Origin of the sequence: Petroclostridium sp. X23 (assembly GCF_030013905.1) — a bacterium.
GTDB lineage: Bacteria > Bacillota > Clostridia > SK-Y3 > SK-Y3 > X23.
Window position 1 is genome coordinate 2,080,723 of sequence record NZ_CP124862.1, and the last position, 23,731, is coordinate 2,104,453.

General features: G+C 40.1%; 19 protein-coding genes and 1 riboswitch. Of the genes, 3 read left to right on the forward strand and 16 right to left on the reverse strand.

The annotated features are described in order from the left end of the window. Positions 1–17 precede the first annotated feature (17 nt). The 6 genes from QKW49_RS09930 to QKW49_RS09955 form a co-directional block, all read right to left on the reverse strand. Positions 18–911, reverse strand: coding sequence for an ABC transporter substrate-binding protein (locus tag QKW49_RS09930; RefSeq protein WP_282867386.1), 894 nt, complete (start codon positions 909–911; stop codon positions 18–20). Between the two features lie 5 nt (positions 912–916). Further along, a complete protein-coding gene (locus QKW49_RS09935) occupies positions 917–1,690 on the reverse strand; it encodes an ATP-binding cassette domain-containing protein (RefSeq protein ID WP_282867387.1) in 774 nt (257 codons plus the stop codon). Next, on the reverse strand, positions 1,683–2,384 hold the full coding sequence (locus QKW49_RS09940) for a GTP-binding protein (protein WP_282867388.1): 702 nt from the start codon (positions 2,382–2,384) through the stop codon (positions 1,683–1,685). The genes QKW49_RS09935 and QKW49_RS09940 overlap by 8 nt, the downstream gene beginning before the upstream one ends. Positions 2,385–3,008: 624 nt before the next feature. Beyond that, positions 3,009–4,400, reverse strand: coding sequence for an NADPH-dependent glutamate synthase (gltA, locus tag QKW49_RS09945; RefSeq protein ID WP_282867389.1), 1,392 nt, complete (start codon positions 4,398–4,400; stop codon positions 3,009–3,011). Then, positions 4,393–5,238 carry a sulfide/dihydroorotate dehydrogenase-like FAD/NAD-binding protein gene (locus tag QKW49_RS09950; protein ID WP_282867390.1) on the reverse strand — a complete coding sequence of 282 codons (846 nt, stop codon included), beginning with the start codon at positions 5,236–5,238 and terminating at the stop codon, positions 4,393–4,395. The genes gltA and QKW49_RS09950 overlap by 8 nt, the downstream gene beginning before the upstream one ends. Positions 5,239–6,024: 786 nt before the next feature. Beyond that, complete coding sequence (locus QKW49_RS09955; protein ID WP_282867391.1) at positions 6,025–7,170, reverse strand: HD-GYP domain-containing protein; 1,146 nt, start codon at positions 7,168–7,170, stop codon at positions 6,025–6,027. A gap of 114 nt (positions 7,171–7,284) precedes the next feature. Beyond that, a riboswitch (cyclic di-GMP riboswitch) is annotated at positions 7,285–7,376 on the reverse strand. Positions 7,377–7,703: 327 nt separating this feature from the next. On the opposite strand from QKW49_RS09955, the gene QKW49_RS09960 reads away from it, so the two are divergent. From QKW49_RS09960 to spoVB, 3 genes are all read left to right on the forward strand, one after another. Continuing rightward, positions 7,704–8,216, forward strand: a complete 513-nt coding sequence (locus QKW49_RS09960) for an NfeD family protein (protein WP_282867392.1) — start codon at positions 7,704–7,706, stop codon at positions 8,214–8,216. Positions 8,217–8,246: 30 nt separating this feature from the next. After that, positions 8,247–9,236, forward strand: coding sequence for a flotillin-like protein FloA (gene floA / locus QKW49_RS09965; protein WP_282867393.1), 990 nt, complete (start codon positions 8,247–8,249; stop codon positions 9,234–9,236). 173 nt (positions 9,237–9,409) lie between these two features. Beyond that, positions 9,410–10,984, forward strand: a complete 1,575-nt coding sequence (gene spoVB, locus QKW49_RS09970; RefSeq protein WP_282867394.1) for a stage V sporulation protein B — start codon at positions 9,410–9,412, stop codon at positions 10,982–10,984. 312 nt (positions 10,985–11,296) lie between these two features. On the opposite strand, the gene iolG is transcribed toward spoVB, so the two are convergent. The 10 genes from iolG to QKW49_RS10020 all read right to left on the reverse strand — a co-directional run bounded on the left by iolG (position 11,297) and on the right by QKW49_RS10020 (position 23,659). Continuing rightward, positions 11,297–12,307: an inositol 2-dehydrogenase gene (gene iolG, locus QKW49_RS09975; RefSeq protein WP_282867395.1), complete on the reverse strand. Its 1,011-nt coding sequence runs from the start codon at positions 12,305–12,307 to the stop codon at positions 11,297–11,299. Positions 12,308–12,351: 44 nt separating this feature from the next. Continuing rightward, positions 12,352–13,248, reverse strand: coding sequence for a myo-inosose-2 dehydratase (gene iolE, locus QKW49_RS09980; RefSeq protein ID WP_282868104.1), 897 nt, complete (start codon positions 13,246–13,248; stop codon positions 12,352–12,354). A gap of 22 nt (positions 13,249–13,270) precedes the next feature. Continuing rightward, the gene (locus tag QKW49_RS09985) at positions 13,271–14,347 is read right to left on the reverse strand and encodes a transaldolase family protein (protein WP_282867396.1); all 1,077 of its coding nucleotides are present in this window, start codon (positions 14,345–14,347) and stop codon (positions 13,271–13,273) included. 120 nt (positions 14,348–14,467) lie between these two features. Further along, a complete protein-coding gene (iolD, locus tag QKW49_RS09990) occupies positions 14,468–16,402 on the reverse strand; it encodes a 3D-(3,5/4)-trihydroxycyclohexane-1,2-dione acylhydrolase (decyclizing) (RefSeq protein ID WP_282867397.1) in 1,935 nt (644 codons plus the stop codon). A gap of 61 nt (positions 16,403–16,463) precedes the next feature. Continuing rightward, a complete protein-coding gene (locus QKW49_RS09995; protein WP_282867398.1) occupies positions 16,464–17,255 on the reverse strand; it encodes a 5-deoxy-glucuronate isomerase in 792 nt (263 codons plus the stop codon). A 12-nt stretch (positions 17,256–17,267) separates the two neighbouring features. Continuing rightward, on the reverse strand, positions 17,268–18,659 hold the full coding sequence (locus QKW49_RS10000) for an aldehyde dehydrogenase family protein (protein WP_282867399.1): 1,392 nt from the start codon (positions 18,657–18,659) through the stop codon (positions 17,268–17,270). A 211-nt stretch (positions 18,660–18,870) separates the two neighbouring features. Then, positions 18,871–19,872 carry a LacI family DNA-binding transcriptional regulator gene (locus QKW49_RS10005; RefSeq protein ID WP_282867400.1) on the reverse strand — a complete coding sequence of 334 codons (1,002 nt, stop codon included), beginning with the start codon at positions 19,870–19,872 and terminating at the stop codon, positions 18,871–18,873. Positions 19,873–20,122: 250 nt separating this feature from the next. Then, positions 20,123–21,139: a Gfo/Idh/MocA family oxidoreductase gene (locus QKW49_RS10010; RefSeq protein WP_282867401.1), complete on the reverse strand. Its 1,017-nt coding sequence runs from the start codon at positions 21,137–21,139 to the stop codon at positions 20,123–20,125. Between the two features lie 76 nt (positions 21,140–21,215). Then, positions 21,216–22,166 (reverse strand): ribose ABC transporter permease, encoded by a 951-nt coding sequence (gene rbsC, locus QKW49_RS10015; protein ID WP_282867402.1) that lies wholly within the window; start codon positions 22,164–22,166, stop codon positions 21,216–21,218. Further along, positions 22,163–23,659, reverse strand: coding sequence for a sugar ABC transporter ATP-binding protein (locus QKW49_RS10020; protein ID WP_282867403.1), 1,497 nt, complete (start codon positions 23,657–23,659; stop codon positions 22,163–22,165). Before QKW49_RS10020 ends, rbsC begins: the two co-directional genes overlap by 4 nt. Positions 23,660–23,731: the final 72 nt, after the last annotated feature.

The following is a 23,731-nucleotide window of genomic DNA, read 5'->3' on the forward strand; positions in this document are numbered from 1 at the left end:
TCACTCCTGCCGGCCAGCTACTCCCCGGCTCCTTTTATTACACTCAGGTAATGCTCCCAGCTTTCCCAACGCAAATGAAGGTGGTGTTCAGCCAGAATTTTGGGAATAGCAACTTCAGGTGAAGCAGGAACAAAAGTTTGCAGTGCCAGATATTCCTGTACCTGTTTAGATAGCAAAAAATCACCGATTTCCAGCAAACGGTCATCGGCTTTCTTGCTCCAAACCATCACCTGTGGCATACAGAAAATCCCATCTCGTGGCCAAATTAATCGAGTATTTTTATTACGGGAAATGCGTGCAAATGCAATATTAGTAATCCCTAACGGATAGCGGCCTTCATCCACCCCATTCACAACATCAATCGGCGCACCCTCATGTATTACATTATTCTGAAAATCAGCAAATCGATCCAGATAATGCGCCTGCATAAAGGTTCGGATTATTTTAGAAACCATCCGATACTCATCCGGCATCAAGATCTGTTTTCTCCAACGTGTTTGCAGTAAATCTTCCCATGAATCCGGAATGTTATTTTCTTCTAACAGATTCGGATTATAAAACATAGCAAAGGGAATTACCACAAAAGGTTGAAAAAATCCTTTAGCATCTGTAAAACCAGCGTCCACTAGTTCCTTCCGCATAGGAAAACGGTCAGGTAACGATCGGAAGTTTTCTTCTAAAAAACCCGCAGGCAAATCTGCAAAATCATTAACATGACCAATAATCAGTTCGGGCATCCGGTCATCCTTTAGATACATTTGAAACAAACCTTCTTCGGTCGGACGATGGGGCTGGGTGATCACTTCTATTTCAACCTTATGCTTTTGTTCCATCTCACGACCAAATTCTTTTAGCATTTCCTCCAGCGATCTGCTGATATTTAACGGACAGTGTACCAATACTCTTACCATAACAACTAATCCTCCTTCCCTTCTATTCCAATACTATTTCCCTGTCTGAGGTGATCACGCAAAGCACCGATCTTCTTTTCAAAGCCTGTCAGCCTTTCAAGAATTTTTTTCTCATAAGGCGTTGTTACGCAAATTTTTTCCATCCCGCCATTTTTCATCACCACTCTTTGATCCGTCATCAACATCAAAGTTGGATCATGCGAAACAACCAGCACAATTTTCCCTTGACCGGTCAAAATTTTCAGCGCCTGTAATCGGTCAATGCCTGCATTTTCAATTTCATCAATCAGCACCACCGGAGCATTGCTGATTAAGGCCACATCTGCCACCATTAAGGCCCTGGACTGTCCACCACTCAATTGTGTGAGATTTGTTGCAAAAGATACCGGTTCACCGGATAGCTGGTTGGTTATATTCAACACTTCCTTAATGGTTTTATTGGGATCAGCAATGCCACGAACCCGAGCATGCATTAGCAGAAATTCTTCAATCGATATATCAATTACAAAGTTCATATTTTGAGATACTTGCGCTACCAAATAACGGATTAACTTTCTATCTTTGTTTTTGTCAACAGGTAAACCATTAATTAAAACACTTCTTCCTGTCAGTGTTTCTTCTTCGGCATATTGCTCAATATCGGCAATTAATTGGGTTTTTCCTGAACCGGTAGGACCTATGACTGCCAGTACATCACCCGCCTGAATTTCCAACTGTTTGATTTTCTCCGGAGAGCCGTCTTTATCCCTCCCGCCCAAGATTGTTATTGTTTTAATCATTTTTTTCTCTCCCAAAATCTACTTTTTTGACATTTCCCATCTGATAGGTTTTGCCTACAATAGTCTCCCCGGCACAATAAGAACAGATGGCAGCCGGCATAGGATAGCGCAACTCTTTCCCGGTAATTCCCGTTAAAGATTTAAAACTCAAAATATTATTTTTCAATGTCAATGAACCTTGTCCCGTAAGGCCGTTAACATCAAGAATCTGCGCCTGCGGATTTTCCATTTCGACTTTATAACGAAATACCTCTCTTTCCGCCTGAGATACAATATCTCCTTTTGTAATTACAACAATATCTGCCGTACTTAACATCGGGCCTACCTTTTTCGGAGTATCAATACCAATTAAATTGTCTATTACGCATACCGACAAACAATCAAACACTGCCGGAGCACAGCGATGACACAATCCAGCCGTTTCCAAAACAACCACCTCCGCTTTCTGCTCCCGAGCCCACTGCTCTACTTCTTCAAGGTTGGCCACATAAAAATGATCAGGACAGATATACTCACTTAAGCCTACAGCTACCGGTATCCCCAAACCACGGTACCGCTCATCATCGGATGTTTGCAAACAATCGATTTTGCAGCCCGCCACTGAATATCCATCCTTCAGCAAATGACGAATTGTATGAAGCATTACTGAAGTTTTTCCCGCCGACGGCGTCCCTGCTACAATAACAAAACGCACCTTAACACCTTCCTCTCATAATTGCTAAAATCATCCCATAAAGTAATATTTTCTATGCATAGGATTATTTACGAAACATAGGGAAATCTATGTTTCCAAACTTATGGTAGATATATCAATATTTTACCAACACTCATTATGTTGATAGGATGATGCATCTATCATCCACAACATTTGATGTTGAATGTAAAATTTAAAGTATAAATGGTAATTATTTTCCGACTTTCAATAATAAACATTATATTAGATGAATAAACACAACATAATATAGCCATTATATATCAAGCAATATTACCTGTCAATAATAATCATTACTCAATATAACATAACATAAAGTAATATAATCTAATTTCAAATAATTATAATAAAAGACTTACCCCAACATAAAAACTAGGTTAATCATTTGTAGAATGCAGGAATACCAAACGCTTCAGCATTCTGCAAATGACTAAGAGGATTTTGCAAAAGGGGTAAAAATACACTGGGGGGATAGAAAGTACACACTACGAAAGGATATTGTACAGAAATGGTTTCATGATTTTACCGTGACTAGAAAAGCGATAAGGAAAATTCCTTATCGCTTTTAGTAACTTTTTATAGTAATAATATAATCGCAAACCTTTATTATTTACTCATTAATTTTTCATGAATAGCCTGAGCGGCAGTCTTACCTGCTCCCATGGCCAATATTACCGTTGCAGCGCCTGTTACCGCGTCTCCCCCGGCATATACGCCTTCTTTGCTGGTCGCTCCTGTTTCTTCTTCTACGATGATGCCGCCCCATTTTTGGGTCTGAAGTCCTTCTGTGGTGGACTTGATGAGCGGGTTAGGAGATTGTCCTATCGCAATAACGACAGTTTCTACTTCCACTTCATGTTCCGAACCTTTTTTCGCAACTGGTCTTCTTCTTCCGGAAGCGTCCGGCTCACCCAGTTCCATTTCAATACATTCTATGGCTTTTACCCAACCGTCTTCTGTGCCGAGGATTTGTGTCGGATTGGTAAGCAGCTTAAATTTGATTCCTTCTTCTTTTGCATGGTGTACTTCTTCCAGTCTTGCCGGCATTTCTTCTTCCGAACGGCGGTAAATGATATATACTTCTTCCGCCCCAAGTCTTTTGGCGCTTCTGGCAGCATCCATCGCTACGTTTCCGCCTCCCACGACCGCAACTTTTTTGCCTACTCTTACCGGGGTATCACAGTCGGGGAATTGGTAGGCCTTCATCAAATTGATTCTAGTTAAAAACTCATTGGCTGAGTAAACACCGTTTAAGTTTTCTCCCGAGATCTTCATAAAGCTTGGAAGTCCTGCGCCTGAACCGATAAATACCGCTTCAAATCCTTCTTCCATCAGTTCATCTATGGAGTGTACCTTGCCTATGACCATGTTGGTCTTTATCTTTACGCCCATTTCTTTTAGCGCATCTATTTCCTTTTGCACGATGGCTTTTGGCAGTCTGAATTCTGGGATCCCATACATCAATACACCACCGGGGGTATGGAAAGCTTCAAAGATGGTGACGTCATAACCCTGTTTGGCTAGATCTCCCGCACAGGTAAGTCCTGCCGGCCCTGCGCCTATGACCGCTGCCTTTTTGCCGTTAGGTTTTATTTCAACTTTCTCATCTTTACCGTGCTCCATATGCCAGTCGGCTACAAATCTTTCAAGTCTTCCTATCCCTACCGATTCGCCTTTTTTAGCCCTTACGCACAACTGCTCGCATTGTGATTCCTGCGGACATACTCTGCCGCATACCGCCGGCAGTGCATTGGTTTCTTTTACCTTGTTGTATGCTCCTTCAAAGTCCCCTTGGGCTACCAGATTAATAAATTCCGGAATCTTTACATTGACCGGACATCCCTGTACACAGGGTTTATGTTTGCACTGCAAACATCTTTGGGCTTCTTCTTTTGCCATGTCTTCGGTGTATCCCAATGCTACTTCCAGGAAGTTTTTATTTCTTACATTAGGATCTTGCTCGGGAATGGCTACTTTCTTTAATGACATATTAGCCATTGAGAGCACCTCCCATCCTGCATTCATGTTTTTCTTCCGAGAGTTTCTCATGTTCCTTGTACATGCGCTGTCTTCTCATTGCTTCGTCAAAATCTATTAAATGTCCGTCAAAATCCGGACCATCCACACACGCAAACTTTGTCTCTCCGCCTACCGTTACGCGGCATCCTCCGCACATGCCTGTACCGTCTATCATGACAGGGTTCATGCTGACGATGGTTTTAATACCGTATTTCTTTGTCAAGTCACATACCACTTTCATCATGATCAATGGGCCTATGGCAATGACCAGATCATATTGATTGCCTTCTTCGATCAGGTTCTTAAGCACATCGGTTACAAAACCTTTATTGCCGTTGGAACCGTCATCGGTGGTAACAAATACTTTATCACTTACTGCCGCTACTTCTTTTTCAAGGATAATCAGGTCTTTGTTTCTAAATCCTATAATGGAATGTACTTCCGCACCAAGGTTGTGCAGCTCCTTTGCCTGTGGAAATGCGATCGCTGTTCCCAAGCCTCCGCCGATGACCGCTACCTTTTTCAATCCATCCAAGTGGGATGCTACACCTAATGGCCCCACAAAGTCCAAAATACTGTCGCCTTCATTGAGCGTACCCAGTAGTTTGGTAGTTTTCCCGACTTCCTGGTATATGATAGTTACCGTACCTTTTTCTCTATCATAGTCTGCTATCGTAAGCGGGATTCTCTCTCCTCCGTCATACACTCTCAGGATAATGAACTGACCGGGCTGTGCTTTCTTAGCGATAGCCGGTGCATAGATGTCCATTAGCTTCACCTGGGAGTTTAGTACCTCTTTTCTAACGATTTTATACATTTTGACCCTCCCTCAACTGCAAGTATTTCAGTAATTCTGAAAACTTCTGCAAAAGCTTATAATTATTTTATATACCTGCGTACATAAAAATCCTATAATAATAGCCTATTATCTTGCGTTCATTGGCTATATATAATATAGCGCATATTCATTACTTTTTCAAGCACCCTTGTTAAATGATTAACATTGTTTCGATATATTTAATCGATTAATTCAGATATGGTTTTTAATATTCCCGAATAAACCGATCGAATATTGGGATATACGAAAAGAATTTTTGTCAAATTACCAAATTGTTATAATACGCTATTATATTAAAAAGAATCAATCGTGATAATGTGAATATTTCGTTTATATCTGTACCTTAAATATCGTTAATATATTTTCAAATACCAATGAGTTACTCTGCATACATAAGGCCAATATACCTCATTAATCGTCACAGCCCGTGAGTATCCGATGCATTCTAAACTGAATATATTTCTATATTATGAAACATTATTTAGTCAATGTTTATTTTTAGACAAAAATATATTATAACAAATCTCACTACATGTCTATATTTTTTTGCATTGTTATCAGCGTAGTATGATATTCCCTTTTTTTGATCTCAATCGCTTTCGTCTTATTAAGGCATCATCAAGAAAATACCAAGCCAATTGTAACGGCTAATTTTCCGTTCTGCTGCGTTGTCGTCAATCACAATACATGAGTATTACTCAATCCTCCGCCTTGTATAACGAAAATTATCTCGCTACAATTGACCAGTTTTTTTCTTGATGATGCCTAATCTTTCTTTAAATAATGCGGCACGGATAAATTAGGTGCTTCATACTGTATTCCTTCTATTACTATATTCTTTTCTGTCAGTAAATCAATGTTTTGAATTTCGATATTGACTGCATTCTGCTTAATGATTTTTACCTTTGGCCTTAAAGGATAGTTAGGATTGATCTCTTCAACTACACCAAACTCACCATTGCTTAACCTTACCAAAGTCCCAACAGGATAAGGGCTAACTTTTCTTACAAATGCCTGCACCATTTGAAAGTCAAAATGTCTGCCGGCACTTCCCATAAGAAGTTCTAAAACTTCATTGGGCGGAACCGCTTTCCTATACGGACGGTCTGATGTTAATGCATCATACATATCTGTAATCGCTACGATTTTTGCTGAACTATGAATCTCAAGGCCTTCAATAGCCTTAGGATACCCGCTCTTATCCACTCTTTCATGGTGTTGAAGTATGATTACCTTCGCTGCTGCCGGCAATTCTCTGCTTTCCTTTACATATTCATAGCCTCTGGTTGGATGAGACTTGATAATATCATACTCAGCATCCGTCAATTTACCGGATTTATTTAATATTTCTTTTGGGATAAATGCATTACCAATATCATGAAGCAGCGCGCCAATACATAACTCATTCAGTTGTTTATAATTAAGCCCAAGTTCTGCACCTAATATGAGTGATAACGTAGCAACACTCACGCAATGTTCATAGGTATAGCTATCCATACATTTAATATCTACAAGACTTATCAAGGTACTTTTATTGCCTAAAACTTCTTCCACGATGCTTTTTGATACATCGCTTACTGCACTGGCGACCATATTTCTGGCTTCAATCACCTGTTTCTTGCCATTCCCCGCCATACTGGAATTAGTAGAAATCTTTCTGCAGCTTTCAAATGTATCTTTTATAGTTTTTACCGCTTTACGCTTGATTTCCGGTTTAATAATATCTTCTATCTCATTGTCGCTGTACTCATCATTTATATAAATAGTATTTATCCCACTATCAGCAATTCTTTTTAACAACCCGTTATTAAGCGCAGTCCCCTGCTTTAAAAGCACATTTCCCTCACCATTATAAAGGGTCTTACCCAAAGTACAATTTTCTCTCACACAATTCACCGGCACTATACGCATATTCAATACCACCTTCATTTCAAAAACATTTTTTATATTTATAAATAAAAACAGCCGCAGAATTTTACTTAACTACGGCTGTCAACGCTGTTATGAATAATAAAATATATTCACTCTTGCAACCCGACTATCCTAGTACTTTTTATCAGCACCTTAGACTCGCAGCTTTGCGTCCTTATTTTTCAATAAGTTTGCCTATTTATATAATATTAAAATCTAACTTCTCATTTAAACATAGGGCTCCAGAACTACAAACCCTTGCATTATTATAGTACTTTTGACTTACATCGTCAATAATTTCAGGAAATTAATCAAAGAGTTATGTTATATTTAGTTGAATAGTATAGAAATAATATCTAATCAAACGCCTAACCTTCTCTATTATATCACATAATTATATATTATGAATACTACTTTATTCCTATACTAAATTGTGATTTCTTTTTTCTCTTCTTTTTTATATCTTATTATAGTATAATGATTATATCATCTATAAAGAATAAAAGTGATAGTGATTGATCAGGGGGGAAGATATGGAATTATTTACAGACTTGGCGAATCTTGTTACAAGTATCGGATGGGTACCTTTTTTATGTTTTGCACTAGGTTTGGTTTTGGTGATGATTGAGATCTTCGCACCGGGCTTTGGCTTTCCGGGAATTAGCGGTACCATTCTGCTTCTTATCGGAGTAGTTTTGACTGCCAAAACACTGCTTCAAGCTTTTGTAATGGTTATCATTATTCTTATCATACTGGGTATCGCCCTAGCGGCTGTATTTCGTTCCGCTGCTAAAGGCCGTTTATCCAGAACACTTATCCTATCCGATTCAATGAAGAAAGAGTCGGGATATATCAGCACTACCGACTTGGAATCTTTTATGAATAAAGAAGGATACACCATTACCAATCTTCGTCCTGCAGGGGCAGCGGATTTCGATGGTATAAAGTTGGATGTTGTATCCGAATCATCATTCATCGCAAAAGGAACTAAAGTCAAAATCATTATGGTTTCCGGACCACGTATTGTGGTTAGAGAAATAGAATAAGATTAAACACATCATGGAAGGAGTTTTTTTATGGAATTTATTCTCATTCTCGTAGTATTAGGGATTGCTATCTTTGTTCTTGCTCTGTTCTTTAGTTTTATTCCTATTGGGCTGTGGATCTCGGCATTGGCTGCTAATGTAAATGTGGGTATCTTTACCTTAATAGGTATGCGCCTTAGAAGAGTTGTGCCTGCAAGAATCGTAAATCCTATGATTAAAGCGCTTAAAGCCGGCTTGCAAGTCTCTACCAACAAGCTGGAAGCACATTATCTGGCAGGTGGTAACGTAGATAGAGTCGTAAACGCGCTTATCGCTGCACAAAGAGCAAATATCCCTCTTGAGTTTGAAAGAGCTGCCGCCATCGATCTGGCAGGCCGTGATGTTCTTCAGGCTGTGCAGATGAGCGTTAATCCTAAAGTAATAGAAACCCCTGTTGTAGCAGCTATTGCAAAAGATGGTATTGAGCTGCGCGCAAAAGCCCGGGTAACTGTTCGCGCCAATATCGACCGTCTGGTGGGCGGCGCCGGTGAAGAAACCATTATTGCCCGTGTTGGAGAAGGTATCGTCACAACGGTAGGTAGTGCGGAAACTCATAAAGAAGTACTTGAAAATCCTGATTTAATCTCAAGAACGGTATTAAATAAAGGCCTTGATGCAGGTACTGCCTTTGAAATTCTTTCTATTGATATTGCCGATATAGATGTAGGAAGAAACATAGGTGCCCAACTGCAAACAGACCAAGCTGAAGCGGACAAGCGTATTGCACAGGCTAAAGCTGAGGAAAGAAGAGCAATGGCTGTTGCGAAAGAACAAGAAATGAAAGCAGCCGTTCAGGAAATGAGAGCCAAAGTTGTAGAAGCGGAAGCGGACGTACCCAAAGCGATGGCAGCCGCGTTACGCGAAGGCAAAATGGGTGTCATGGATTATTATAATATGCAAAACGTCATTGCAGATACCCAGATGAGGGACTCTATTTCTAAGATAGGAAAGAATGATGTCCCCGGTGGAGAAAAAAAATAGCAAGTATAAGGGCGACCAATTGGTCGCCCTTATTTATTTAAATAGTTAAGTTCAAGAATTAAATCATTTTTATATTATGTTTATTTAGGATTTCTAAGTAAAATATACCATTCTACCTGTACCATTCATTGAATAAAATAGATTAACAAGTTCTATTATTGGGGGAATGGGTTTTGAAGATCAATACAAAATCGTTATTATACGGTACTTTTATTCTCACCGCAGCAAACTTTTTTGTTCGGATTCTTGGCTTTATATACCGTGTATTTTTAAGCAGATATATCGGTGCTGAAGGTATGGGACTGGTGCAGTTGATATTCCCTCTCTATATGGTGAGCATCACTTTGACATCATCCGGTATTCCGGTAGCGGTCTCCCGATTAGTATCGCAGCAAAAGGCTGTAAACAACGAATGCGCGGCAAAGAAAACCATTAGGGTTTCTTTAATTCTCGTTTCATTGATATCCGTATGTATATCACTTCTTCTATTTATGAACATGCATAGTATTGCAGCCAATATCCTTAAAGATATTAGAACGCTTCCTTCGTTGTTTATATTTTCTCCTTGTATCATCATGATCGCGCTTGGCGCGGTATTGAAAGGATATTTTTATGGTCTGAAAGATATACATCCTTCTGCTCTCGCTGAAATCATTGAACAAATTGTTAGAATGATATTGGTTTTTTTGCTGTTACGATGCCTGCCTCCTCTAAGCATTGAAATATCTGCAGCAGTGGTAGTTTTAGGGATGGTCATCGGAGAATTAGCCAGCTTGCTTTACTTGCATTATCGCTATCATCATTCAGCCAAACTCAATCATAATAATAGAGCTACCTTATCGACATCATTCCTACTGAAGAATATTATTGCTATTGCCGCTCCGGTTACTTTTACCCGATTGGTCTCATCGGTGATGATGGCGGCGAACTCTATCCTCATCCCGCAGAGATTGATTGTAAGCGGTATGTCCTCCAACGAAGCCATAGCAACATTCGGTATCGTTTCCGGAATGGTAATGCCGCTGCTTTTTTTCCCTTTTACCCTAACCAGCGCACTATCGGTAGTCATTATCCCAAATCTCTCAGAGAATGTGGCATTAAAGAATTGGAGTAATATACGTGATAAGACGGCAAAAAGCCTCCTTATCACGTGTCTATCTGCTTTTCCGTCCATGGCTATTCTTATTCCCTTGGGACAACCGTTGGGTCTTGCGATATACAATCATGCCGACGTTGGAAAATACCTTGTCCCTCTGGCTTTTACTACTATTTTCTTTTGTCTTCAGCACAGTATGGGAAGTGTGTTAAACGGTTTGGGAAAACAGAACCGTTCCGCCGTCCATTTTCTGATAGGCGGCGCGATACAAATATTGTGCACATATTATTTAATTGCACAACCTGACATTGGTATCAACGGGTTTATTATTGGATTCTTCTTAAACACAGTCACCGTATCCTTTCTTAACTTCATTACTGCCATTCAGGTTACTAAGCTAAGAATAGAATGGATGGAATGGTTTATTAAGCCGGGATTAGCTGCACTTTTGATGGGTCTGATAGTTAGACTTTCATACCTCATACTAATAGATTTTGAAGTCTCTTACGTTATATCATTTATGTCCTCCATAACGGTTGGTCTTTTGATATTTATTACAGTATTGTTCTTGCTTGGCATCCTTCCATATTCAATAATAAAAATGGTAAAAAATAAGCTGAGGAAAATGATGTCTGAAAGAAAGGCTCTGTAGGAGGGTGTGAAAAAGTGCTTAATCGGTCAGTCGCAAAGCACGGGGACGGAGCTTCAGCTTCACCAAAACCAGGTGCAGCAGTAGCTCCGTCCCCGTGCTTCACTCCTTCTGCGTTCTAAACCGTATATCCAATTCAGCACATAGAGAAAATCGGACATGGGGACTGGTCTGCTGTCAGGCCTGGTTTTTGGCCGGACTGCGGCCCTGTCCCCGTGTCAGATTTCCGAACGATTAAGCACTTTATCACATCCACCTATAGCGGTACCGTAAAAGAGAAGGTGCTTTTTATCTAAAGACACCTTCTCTTATTATTTACTCTTCAATCTTAACAGGTCTTCCTTCTTCCAGAGACTTTTTAGCTGCCAGACCTATTAGTACCGGTTTTAATCCGTCTATTCCCGTTACAGGCGTTTCCTTGCCGTTCACAATTGCATCAAAGAACTCTTTCATTTCCTGTGCAAAAGAATCCATATATCTCTCAAGGAAGAAATACTTCGGTTTTTCGCCGATAACACCTTCGGCAGTGCTTAATACTGCAGAGGAGGGCGTATCATTGGATACATTTATACAACCGGCTGAGCCGAAAACTTCCACTCTCTGGTCATATCCATAAACAGCCTGTCTGCTGTTATCGATTACTCCGATAGCTCCATTCTTAAATTTCAAAGTGATTACTGCCGTATCTATATCTCCGGCTTCTCCTATCGCCGGATCAACCAACACTGCTCCTTGGGCATATACTTCTTCCACTTCACTTCCGGATAAATAACGCACCATATCAAAATCGTGGATTGTCATATCCAGGAACATTCCGCCTGACACTTTCACATATTCAACCGGCGGCGGGGCAGGATCCCTGGAAGTAATCTTGATAATATGCGGCACACCTACTTTCCCCGCTTTAATCAAATCATGAACCTGCTTAAAATTATGATCAAATCTTCTATTGAATCCAACTTGGAATTTCACTCCGGCTTCTTTTACTGCCGCCAATGCAGCATGAATACGGTCTAGATCGAAATCAATAGGCTTTTCACAGAAGATATGCTTGCCAGCTTGCGCTGCTTCAATGGTAATCCTGGAATGGGTATCTGTAGAAGAACAGATTAATACCGCATCTATTTCCGGATCATTAAGAATATCATGATAGTCATTGGTAGTATTCTGAATGCCCATGCTATTGGCCCAATCCTTGGCATTATCGATATAAACGTCTGCAATGGTCTTTATTTCTGCTTCAGGAATATGATAGGTTATGCTTTGTGTATGAACTTTGCCAATCCGTCCGGCGCCAATCACACCCACTTTTAATTTCTTGCTCATTTCCATGCCTCCTTTGTCACAGTTCAACTCTTATCTTCTTTGTATTAGAGTCCTGTTTTTTCTTTAATATATCTTCTTGCTTTTATGGCATATTCCAATGGGTTGGCTTTTGCCGGATCTTGTTCCGCTTCAACAACAAACCAGCCTTCATATCCGCTTTCAGCCAGTATCTTAAATAATGGAGCAAAATCAATCATCCCGTCTCCGGGTACTGTGAATGCGCCTTCCTTCACTGCCTGCAGAAAACTCATTTTTTCCGATTTTACTTTTGCAAGCACATCTTTTCTTACATCCTTCAAGTGTACATGCTTCACACGGTTTACATATTTTCTTAGCACTGCTTCCGGATCCTCTCCTGAAAACGTGAGATGACCACTGTCAAACAAAAGATGTACCAAAGCCGGGTCAGTCATGTCCATCAACCGATCAATTTCCTGTGTTGTTTGTACACCTGTTCCCATATGATGATGATAGGACACAAGCATGCCTTTTTCTGCAGCGAGGTCACCTAGCTTCTCGAGGCCTTCCGCAAGTTTTTGCCATTCTTCATCTGTAAAAATCGGCTTTTTATCGAATACAGGAACATCCATCATTCCTTGTATGCTGTGACCTTGTTCAGCTACCCCTATCATTTTTGCGCCTAATGCATGCAAAAAATCTCTATGCTCGATAAATGCTTTTATTGTTTCTTCTATAGGCTTCGTAGTTAGAAATGCGCTGAACCACGCGTTGCAAATCTGTATGCCTCTCAAACCCAATGCTTTTTGTAGAACAGTAAGGTCTCTTGGATATTTGTTACCGATTTCCGAACCGTTAAACCCGGCTAATGCCATTTCACTCACACACTGTTCGAAAGTATTTTCTCTTCCCAATTCCGGCATATCATCGTTGGTCCACGCGATTGGTGCTATTCCTAATTTTACTTTCTGCGCATCAAACATCATCTTTTCCTCCTGCAAACGGTTATTTTACCGTAATCATAATATCCCGGATCATTCCGATTAAATCATCATATCCTTTAAGGAACTGTAAAAGTGTCCTTGTTACCGCACCATAAGTATCAAATTGTTCAACTGTCATTCCGTTAGGCTCATAGGCTTTAATAAAGTCCGGAAAATGCTTTGTTAGCTGTTCAATGATTTTAGGGTCAACGGGTTTATCAATACGCTTTTCAGCAGTCACATCGGACGCATTGAATCTCTTGATCCATTTATGAGGAATGGTCATCGCCATGTCGGCACCTATAAATTCCGACCATTGATGATGATTCCGGTATGCGGCGGCCAATAGTTGGGTTCTGTACCCTTTTTCTTTATAAATCTTATACGCATTTTTCATCACCGCAACACCGGCCCATTCCAAGCAAACCGGGTCGACAATGATTCCGTCTCTTTCAGCAATTACCTTTAACCAGTCATCCACTCTGCCCACCATGATAGTGCAAACGGGATGCATGGTAGACGTATCCTTCCCTTCCTGTTCTCTTCTTTCTAGCCCTCTTTCAACCGCTTCTGCTACCGCAAGGGCTTGAGGTACGGTAAAACTAACCGTTGCATTGATGCTTACTCCCTGATAGGTAGCTTCTTCAAACGCCCAAATCCCTGCTTTAGTAGTAGGCATTTTCACTTGAATATTGGGAGCCAGCGTACCGAAATATACCGCCTGTTCCAGCAACAAATCAGGGTTTTGATAGTACTTGGTATTTGTTTGAATAGATATTCTTCCATTTTGCCCGTTGGTTTTTTCAAAGATCGGATATAACAGCTTCGCACCCGCCACGGCCATTTCCTCATTTAACTTCCATGCGATATCATCTTCGGTTCCTGTTTTCATTTCACTGCATAGTTCCTTGATTCTGTCTTTGTACAAAGGCATTTCCTTTTTTAAAACATCTCCTACGATGACCGGATTGGTAGTCGCGCCTACCGCACCGTATTCCAACGCATACTGCAATTCGGATATGGAACAAGAATCGTTCCAAAAATCGGTTGGGGTGGTTGATGCCATTTCATGTAATGGACTTTTGTATGATGTGCTCATGCTTATTCCTCCTTAGATTTTTATTTATAGATAAAAAACTTTAACTTACAGGATATATAACTTGGTAATTTTAAAATCCTGATTTGGTTATCTATATACTCATTTTCTAATAAAATCCAATTAATATTTCCTTGCTTTCTCCAGCTCTCTCTTCAACTCTTCGGTAGCTTTTACGACACTCTCTTTCTCTGCTACTTCAGCGTTACCAACTCTCCACCACGATTCATAACCATGGGTCATAGTCTTTGGCAGCACTTTAATATCAATTAAGGTTGATACCTTCTGCTTCTTGGCATCCAACACGGCTGCTTTCAACTCTTCTTCGGTTCTGACGGTATAAGTCTTACATCCATAAGCCTCAGCGTTTTTTGCGAAATCGATAGCTACCAATCCGCCATCCAATTTTCCTGTCTCAGCATTTCTATACCTGAATTCCGTTCCAAAACTCCCCATACCGTTCCCCATTTGAAGGTTATTGATACATCCGAAAGCCATATTATCAAATAACAGTACATTAATCTTCTTTCTCTCCTGGATAGACGTTGGTAATTCCGAATGAAGCATCATATACGAGCCGTCGCCTACCATTGCATAGACTTCTTGCTGTGGACAAGCGATCTTAACACCCAATGCAGCCGTAACTTCATATCCCATACATGAATATCCGTATTCCATATGGTAAGTATCCGGTTTCTTTGCTCTCCAAACCCTCTGCATATCGCCCGGAAGACTGCCCGAAGAACCTACAACCACCGCATCTTGATCCAAAAGCTCATCCAAAATCCCCAAAACCCTTGTCTGTGTTAAGCAAGAGCCGGTTTGTTCTTTAAATTCAGCCAGTACATGATCAATATGTCCTGCCACTTCAGGCTCAAACGCTTCTCCGGTATAATTTATATGAAACAGTCGATTTAACTCATCAAACCAATTCTCTTTTGCTTCTTTGATTTCATTTGTATACGCCGATGCATACCCTTCTTTCTCCAACGTTTCTGTTAGCATCTCCAAAGCTGCCTTGCCATCTGCCACGACTTTGGTACCATCTAATTTGAAGGCATCAAATGCAGCGATATTGATATTCAGGAAGTCTACATCAGGATTTTGAAACAGCCATTTTGAAGCTGTGGTAAAATCAGTGTATCTTGTTCCTACACCGATCACCAAATCCGCTTCTTTTGCAATAACATTGGCTGCCGACTCTCCGGTTGTTCCCATTCCACCCAGATTCAACGGATGATTCCATGTAATGGCACTCTTCCCCGCCTGTGTCTCACCAAATGGAATATTGAATTTCTCAGCAAATATTCTAAACGTTTCTGCCGCTTCCGAGTACCTTACTCCGCCGCCGCAAACCAACATAGGCTTTCTCTTGGATTTAATTAACTCAACGGCATCTTTAATCATTTCCTTGCTAGGCGGTCTTCTTTCGATTCTATGCACCCTTTTCATAAAGAAGTGCGATGGATAATCATAAGCTTCTCCTTGAACATCCTGCGGAAGTGCAATGGTCACCGCACCGGTATCCGCTGGGTCCGTTAGTACTCTCATTGCGTTGATCATCGCCGTCATCAATTGTTCCGGTCTGTTAATCCTATCCCAATATTTACTTACTGCTTTAAACGCGTCATTTGTTGTAAGGGTCAAGTCATGATAATGCTCCACTTGTTGAAGTACCGGGTCCGGCTGCCGAGTGGCATAGGTATCTCCCGGAAGGAATAAAACCGGAATCCTATTAGCGGTTGCTGTGGCTGCTGCTGTAACCATATTTGCCGCTCCCGGACCTATGGATGAAGTACATGCGTAAATCTGTTTTCTGAGTTTTTGCTTCGCAAACCCCATGGCCGCATGTGCCATTCCCTGTTCATTTCTTCCCTGATGAACTGTAAGCTCCCCGTTATCCTGCTCCAATGCCTGACCTATTCCTAGAACATTTCCATGTCCGAAAATAGTGAATATCCCTTTTACAAACTTTTGTTGTTTACCGTCAAATTCGACATATTGATTATCCAAAAATCTTACCAAAGCCTGCGCCGTTGTTAAACGTATGGTTTCCATCTTCTTCTCATCTCCCTTCTGATCTAACACTCACTAAAAATACTATACTTTCTGTAATGCTTTATTTGTCCGGCCATATTTTTGCCTCTTTATCCATCACCCATGTATGCTCCTCGACAAAAGTAGGCGTGATATACGGATTGCTATCCAAATGTCTGATCACCCAAAGATAGTACATCGCATATCCGGGAGCTGTAGCTTGAGGGTGTGTAAGACCTTCAGCAATTGTAACGGTATCATTGTTTCGTACTTTAACAACATCTTCACCTAATTCCGCATATCCGAATCCGTTTTCCGGATAGAACTTATAGAAATAAATCTCCGGCTGCGGATGATGGTGCGGCGGGTAGCTTGACCATTTTCCCGGATGGTCAATCACTTCTCCTAAAACCAGATTGGCATGTTCCGTATTAGATTTGTCAAAAATCGTTCTAACCGTTCTTGTCGAGGTTTCCTTCATGGTCCCTTGGCCGCGCTGTTCACTCATACATTCTTCAGGAGTATACAGTTTAGCAGGGAATGATTTTTCATTGTTTGTCGCTTGTACTGCAATCTCTGAGTCTTCTGAAACCGAAGTAATAGTGACTCTTTCATTTTGGGGTACATGCAGGCACCATGGATTTTCATCGAAACAGGAAACCCTTTTTGCGGTGACTTTATGCTCATCCCATTCAAATATTACCTCGCCTTTTATGAGTAGATACGCTCTTTCCTTGTCATCTACACTGATCATCTTTTGTTCCTGATCCAGCTTAAGAATACCGAAATCCATCAGCATATCGCTGTGCTTCCCATTCATTTGGGTTATTGCATTGTACCCATTGTTAAAAGAACCTTGCTGACGTATTCTCATGTGATCACTCCTTTAGTTTTTCATTATATCTCCAAACAGTTCTTCATCACTTGGAATGACCGCTTGGATTGGGCATGCTATCCAAGTTATATTGATAAAATGCTTCCATCCGATATTTTCAGTTGTAATATTGCCGCCCCAAGTACCGCATCCTAAAGTCATGGTAAACGGCATGCCATTGACCCAATCCCCTGTGTTTCCGTAACATTGAGGCTGTCTAACCATGATCCTGCTTACCTTGGTCTTAGACCCCAGCTCTATCATACGGTCATCATTTGTGGTATGGATTCCGCACGAATGACCTTTGCCCTGATAGTCGGTAATGGCGTTTACTTTATCAATTGCTTCTTCAAAAGTTCTGTACTTATACAAAGCGACTACTACCGACAACTTTTCTCCTGAGAACGGATAGTCTTTTCCTATTCCTTGCTCTTCCACCATGATAAATTTTCTATCTTCACTCAGTTCTATTCCGGCTGCTTGCGCAATAGTTTGTGCCGGTTGCGCGATAATTTTCGGATTCAAATGCCCATCAACCCAAAGTGCATTTTGGAGCTTTTCTTTTTCCTGAGCACTTACCAGATACCCGCCTTCTTCTTTTAAAGCTTGAATCATTTCTTCATATATACTCTCATGAATAATTAATGAATTTTCTGCAGAACAGCTTGTTGCATAATCAAAAGTTTTGCTCAACATGATTTTATGCGCCGCATCTTTAATATCCGCGGTTTCATCCACGATAATTACAGCATTTCCGGTTCCTACGCCATAAGCCGGTGTACCCGAGCTATAAGCAGCTCTTACCATTGGGCTTCCACCCGTTGCTACAATTAAATCGCATTGTTTCATCACTTCATTGCTGATTTCCAAAGTGGGGTCTTCCACCGTTACAATCAAGTCTTCCGGAGCACCGTATTTCTTTAATGTTTCACGCATCATGTCTACGATTCTCTTATTGGTCTTTTTTGTACGCGGATGCGGTGAAAACACAATCGCGTTTCTTCCTTTTACAGCACACATGGCCTTGGCAAAAGGTGTTGCTTCCGGATTGGTACATGGGACCAGCGCTCCGATCACGCCAACCGGCTTCGCAATTTTTATCAGTCCCTTTTTCTCATCTCTTTCGATAACACCTACGGATTTTTCATCTTTAATATCTCTTAGCAGACCTCTTATCTTCTTTTGCAACTTAGTATATTTTCCCTGATAATTTCCCAATCTTGATTCTTCAACAGCCATTTTTGAGATTTCTTGCGCGTTACCTTCCTGTACCGCTGTCCATGCAAGCGCTTTTACCAGTTTATCTACCTTCTCCTGTGTATAGGATTCAGCGATTTCCTGCGCCTTTCTAGCTCTTTGCATCAACCCCGCTACATATTCCTGAGCATTCATTTCACTATTCATTATGCATTCCTCCTTTTATTAGTTTGAGAGTAATACCTATTTCACCATCATTGTTAAAATAAATTTGTCCAAATATCATAGGCTTTTTTCTATATATTTCCCTCCCTCATTGACGATTATTGGTCTTAAAAACTATTCCATTCGCTACGAATATACAGCTTCTATACGGTTTCGACTTTTTTCGCAAACGTTTACGGACTAAAATAAAAAATTATACACCTTTACAGGTTTTTCTGATCATTAATTGTGGCTCAACAATTCTTTGTATAGGGTCACTTTTAATATCTTGAAGTTGATCAAGTATAATTTCTACACATAACTCACCAATTTTATATTTAGGTTGATGAATGGTAGTCAGCTGAATCTTGTCTAATGAAGCAAAAGAGATATCATCAAATCCGACGACCGAAATATCACTTGGAACATGAAGTCCGAATTCCTCTACCGCTTGTATAACTCCCAAAGCAATAATATCGTTACCGGCCAGAATGGCTGTGGGAACGTCATTTTTAATTAATAAGTCTTTGGTAAGTGTATAACCGCTTTGCTGTTTGAACTGTCCATAACGTACATAGTACGGCAATATAGGTATCCCATATTTCTCCAATGTATCATGATATCCCTTTAGCCGATCCTGGTTTGTTGTATTGTCTTCTTGTCCACCTATAAACGCAATTTTTTTATGCCCTAATTTTATAACATACTCTGTAGCAATTACAGCACTTTTATAATCATCGGTTACTACAAAGCTACACCCTTCGCACAAAGGCTTATACGCTGCAAACACAATCGGTACATACCCATTTCTTTCATTTATAAGATAAGAAACCTCATTGGATACAGGACCAATGACAATCCCATCTACTCTTTTTCCATATAAGGCTTTTAGATACTCTTTTTCTTTATTCAAATTCCAGTTTGAATTACACAAAAAAACTTGGTAGCCATTACGATTAGCGCAGTCCTCAATTCCTTGAGCAACTTCAGTAAAAAAAGGATTTGTGATATCGGGAATAATAAGACCGAGCGTATGGGTGTTTTTTGTAACCAAACCTTTTGCAAGTGCGTTTGGGGTATACCCCATATCCTTTGCCAGCTGCTTTATCTTCGTTTTGGTTTTTCCACTTACCTCCGGATGGTCCGAAAGCGCCCTGGAAACGGTTGCATATGATACATTGGCAGCTTTAGCAATATCTTTAATGGTTACACTCATGTTAGACCTCTTTCGTTCCGTAAACGTTTAATATTTATGTTTTTATTATATCACCAGTAGTTATCGATGTCAACTTTGAAATAGTTAAACCTAAATTAAAACTGATTCAGTGGTTTTAATTGATGTACATTCATAATTCCACATCAAATATTTTTTACAATTACGATATCTATGCATATGCATAAAGGAAAGGACGCAGTTATTTTTGTTCATGTGCAAACACGATTTCGCCGACGTCCTCTTTCTCTTATTAATCTAATATAATCAGCCTATTGTTTTCAAATGATTCTTTACATCCATAAGCGATAATTGTTGCATTGGTACCATCATAAACATTTACACCCGGCTTTCTGTTTTCTATGATACAGTTTATAAATTCCTGCATTTCACTTAGATAAGCCTTTTCAAATCTTTCCAAAAATCCCCCGACACATTCTTTTACAGCACCGGTATCATTAAATACCGTAACAAGATTCTTCTCGGGTACCGTGCCTATTCTCAAGCTTCCTTCGGTTCCGACAATTTCAGTTTCTATATGGTATCCGTGCGCACAGGTTCTTCCGGCATAAAACATGCCTATCGCACCGTTTTTAAATTGTATAAGTGCTGCGCCATTATCAATATCTTGGTACTTTGCAAACTCTTCATATGTGAAACAATCTCCAACCGCATAGATGCTTTTAGCTTCCGACCCTAAATACCACCTTGCCAAGTCAATATCATGAATCGCCAAGTCAAGGAATATCCCTCCACTCTTTTCTGCGAAGGCAATAGCTCCCTTGATAGACTTCACTGGATCCAAACCATAACACCTTATTAAGATAGGTTTGCCAATCGCCCCTTCTGCGATTTTCCTTTTGGCGTAAGCATAGGAATCGTCATATCTTCTCATAAACCCTAAAAAAAACACTTGATCTACATGCTTTTCTACTGCTTTCTCTGCGCGTCTGCATTCTGCAATATCGACTCCCAGCGGTTTTTCGCTGAACACATGAAAACCTGCGTCCAATGCTGCAATGATGTGGTTGCAGTGTTCCGTAGAAGAAGATGAAATAGCGATCGCATCCAAGTCTTTATTTTTAAGCATTTCATTGAAATCCGTATAACCATGAGGGATATTCCAGCTTTTCATCACCTCATCCAATTCTTCTTTAACGATGCTGCATACTGCAGCCAGTTCCGCATTTGGAATTCTAAAAGCGATATTTTCGGCATGTTTTCTTCCTAGCCTTCCAAGGCCAACTGCACCGATTTTAATTTTTTTCATTACTTGTTCTCCCCTTACCATTGCAAAATTTATAATTAATATTTTCATGGAGAAAATCTATTGTTATAAAGTCTTTCTATTTTTGGTATTTATCGATTAATACGGCAATAACGATAACTACACCAATAATTACCTGCTGCAAGTAAGAAGATACATTTAAGATATTCAATCCATTTCGAAGTACTCCCATGATTAATGCACCTATGAGCGTTCCTGTAATTTTACCCTCTCCTCCTACTGTACTGGTACCACCAATAACCGTTGCAGCAATCGCATCCAACTCATAGTTCATACCAGCAATTGGCTGTGCAGAATTCAATCTTGCTGTTAGAACGATAGCGCCTACTGCTGACATTAACCCGCTTATTGAATAAATTGCAACTTTATACCTATTTACATTGATACCGGATAATCTTGTAGCTTCTTCATTTCCTCCGATGGCATAAGTGTATCTTCCCAATCTTGTATATTTCAAAATATAATATGCCGCTGCGTATAAAACAATCGTAATAATAATCTGCGATGGAATCCCAAATAAATCTCCCGTTCCGAACCATCTAAATGCTTTATCGAAACCAGATACAGGTCGTCCATTTGTGTAAACCAACGCAAGGCCTCTTGAAATAGACATCATCCCTAATGTCGCTATAAAAGGCGGCAATTTCCCTTTGGTAATCAAGAATCCGTTAATAAATCCGCACAACACCCCGATACTAACGCCAATCAATAGGCTTACAACCAAAGGATGGCCTGCCTGCAGGGAGCTGCCCATTACAACACCAGCAAAAGCCACGATGGAGCCTACCGATAGATCAATACCTCCGGTAAGAATAACAAAAGTTAAACCTATCGCTATAATCGCATTAATAGATGATTGCATAACAACGTTAACTAAATTGTTTAGCGAAAGGAAAACCGGTGCAAATATGCTAATTACAATACACATTAGTACGAGTCCTATGAAAGTTGCAAAATCTCTAACGCTGAATATCTGAAGTTTTTCAGCTTTATTCACTCCTGCATTCATTTTTTATTCCCTCCTGTAGCAAAATGTAATACCTTCTCCTGTGTTGCCTCCTGTCTTGTAAGTTCTCCGGTAATTTTTCCTTCATGCATAATATAGATCCTATCGCTCATTCCAAGCACTTCCGGAAGTTCCGAGGAAACCATGATGACAGTGGCGCCTTGTTTGGTTAATTCGTTCATCAATTTATAAATTTCCACCTTGGCTCCTACATCAATTCCTCTGGTAGGCTCATCAATGATGAGTATATCCGATTGTGTGGCAATCCATTTTGCCAAAACTACTTTTTGTTGATTCCCGCCGCTTAAAAACTTCACTTTTTGATGTAGAGCCGGTGTTTTAATATTTAAATCTTTTACCAATTGATCACACAATTCCTTTTCTTCACTAAAACTAATGGCTGTATTCTTTGTGATTTTCTCCAGATTTGAAAGCGTGATATTTTGCTTAACGTCAAGCTTCAAGACGAGACCTTGATGTTTTCTATCTTCAGTTAAAAAACCTATTCTGTTCTTTATCGCATCCTTAGGCGATTTAATAGTGACTTTCTCTCCATTTACAAATATTTCACCACTATCGACCGGATCTGCTCCAAAGATAGCGCGCATAAGTTCTGTTCTTCCTGCTCCCATCAGGCCTGCAAATCCCACTACTTCTCCTTTGTTTACATGAAAGGAGACATTTTTTAATCTCTTTCCTTGATTCAAGTTTCGTACTTCCAAAGATTTCGCTCCAACCGGCGCACATTCTTTGGGAAATTTTTCATTCAATGTTCTGCCTACCATCATTTGAATCAATCCGTCAATACTGGTTTCCTTTACATTGACTGTTCCCACATACTGCCCATCTCTTAACACGGTTACACGGTCACCAATTTCCAAAAGCTCTTCCATTCTATGAGATATATATACAATACATACTCCCTTGTTTTTCAAATCTCTGATAGTTTTGAAAAGTTCCTGAATCTCTCTTTCGGTAAGTGATGATGTAGGTTCATCCATAACTATTACATCCGGATTATAGGATAGCGCTTTTGAAATTTCTACCATCTGCTGCTGCGCAATAGTAAGATTTTTCACTATCGTCTTTCCATTAATCTTCACACCCAGATTATCTAATAATGTTTGCGCATCTCTATTTACTTTCTTCCAATCAATTTGAATACCTATTCTCGGTTCACGTCCTAGAAAAATGTTTTCTGCGACGCTCAAAAACGGAACCAGGTTCAATTCCTGAAATATCATGCTGATGCCTTTTTCCTCCGCATCCTTAATACTCTTTATTTCATACGGCTGCCCTTTCAGAAAAATCTTTCCGTCCGTCTGTTTATACACACCTGTAAGAATTTTCATCAAGGTGGATTTTCCTGCACCATTCTCACCCAGCAACACATGCACTTCGCCTTTACGTGTTTCAAAGCTTACATTATCCAATGCCCTAACCCCTGGGAATTCCATTGTTATATTATTCATTTGAACTACTATTTCACCTTGCATCCAACCCACTCCTTTCCTTGAAAGTAGCTTTATAGCTTACGGTTCACAGCCTATCAAACAAATATTATTTAA

Bases quoted from the DNA above. Each gene is read 5' to 3' on its own strand.
- iolD (WP_282867397.1), bottom strand. From the start codon at position 16,402: ATGGAAACCATACGTTTAACAACGGCGCAGGCTTTGGTAAGATTTTTG.
- QKW49_RS09995 (WP_282867398.1), bottom strand. From the start codon at position 17,255: ATGAGAATACGTCAGCAAGGTTCTTTTAACAATGGGTACAATGCAATA.
- QKW49_RS09955 (WP_282867391.1), bottom strand. From the start codon at position 7,170: ATGCGTATAGTGCCGGTGAATTGTGTGAGAGAAAATTGTACTTTGGGT.
- QKW49_RS10020 (WP_282867403.1), bottom strand. From the start codon at position 23,659: ATGCAAGGTGAAATAGTAGTTCAAATGAATAATATAACAATGGAATTC.
- rbsC (WP_282867402.1), bottom strand. From the start codon at position 22,166: ATGAATGCAGGAGTGAATAAAGCTGAAAAACTTCAGATATTCAGCGTT.
- QKW49_RS10000 (WP_282867399.1), bottom strand. From the start codon at position 18,659: ATGAATAGTGAAATGAATGCTCAGGAATATGTAGCGGGGTTGATGCAA.
- QKW49_RS09930 (WP_282867386.1), bottom strand. From the start codon at position 911: ATGGTAAGAGTATTGGTACACTGTCCGTTAAATATCAGCAGATCGCTG.
- QKW49_RS10010 (WP_282867401.1), bottom strand. From the start codon at position 21,139: ATGAAAAAAATTAAAATCGGTGCAGTTGGCCTTGGAAGGCTAGGAAGA.
- QKW49_RS09960 (WP_282867392.1), top strand. From the start codon at position 7,704: ATGGAATTATTTACAGACTTGGCGAATCTTGTTACAAGTATCGGATGG.
- iolE (WP_282868104.1), bottom strand. From the start codon at position 13,248: ATGTTTGATGCGCAGAAAGTAAAATTAGGAATAGCACCAATCGCGTGG.
- QKW49_RS09935 (WP_282867387.1), bottom strand. From the start codon at position 1,690: ATGATTAAAACAATAACAATCTTGGGCGGGAGGGATAAAGACGGCTCT.
- floA (WP_282867393.1), top strand. From the start codon at position 8,247: ATGGAATTTATTCTCATTCTCGTAGTATTAGGGATTGCTATCTTTGTT.
- iolG (WP_282867395.1), bottom strand. From the start codon at position 12,307: ATGAGCAAGAAATTAAAAGTGGGTGTGATTGGCGCCGGACGGATTGGC.
- gltA (WP_282867389.1), bottom strand. From the start codon at position 4,400: ATGGCTAATATGTCATTAAAGAAAGTAGCCATTCCCGAGCAAGATCCT.
- QKW49_RS09985 (WP_282867396.1), bottom strand. From the start codon at position 14,347: ATGAGCACATCATACAAAAGTCCATTACATGAAATGGCATCAACCACC.
- QKW49_RS09950 (WP_282867390.1), bottom strand. From the start codon at position 5,238: ATGTATAAAATCGTTAGAAAAGAGGTACTAAACTCCCAGGTGAAGCTA.
- QKW49_RS10005 (WP_282867400.1), bottom strand. From the start codon at position 19,872: ATGAGTGTAACCATTAAAGATATTGCTAAAGCTGCCAATGTATCATAT.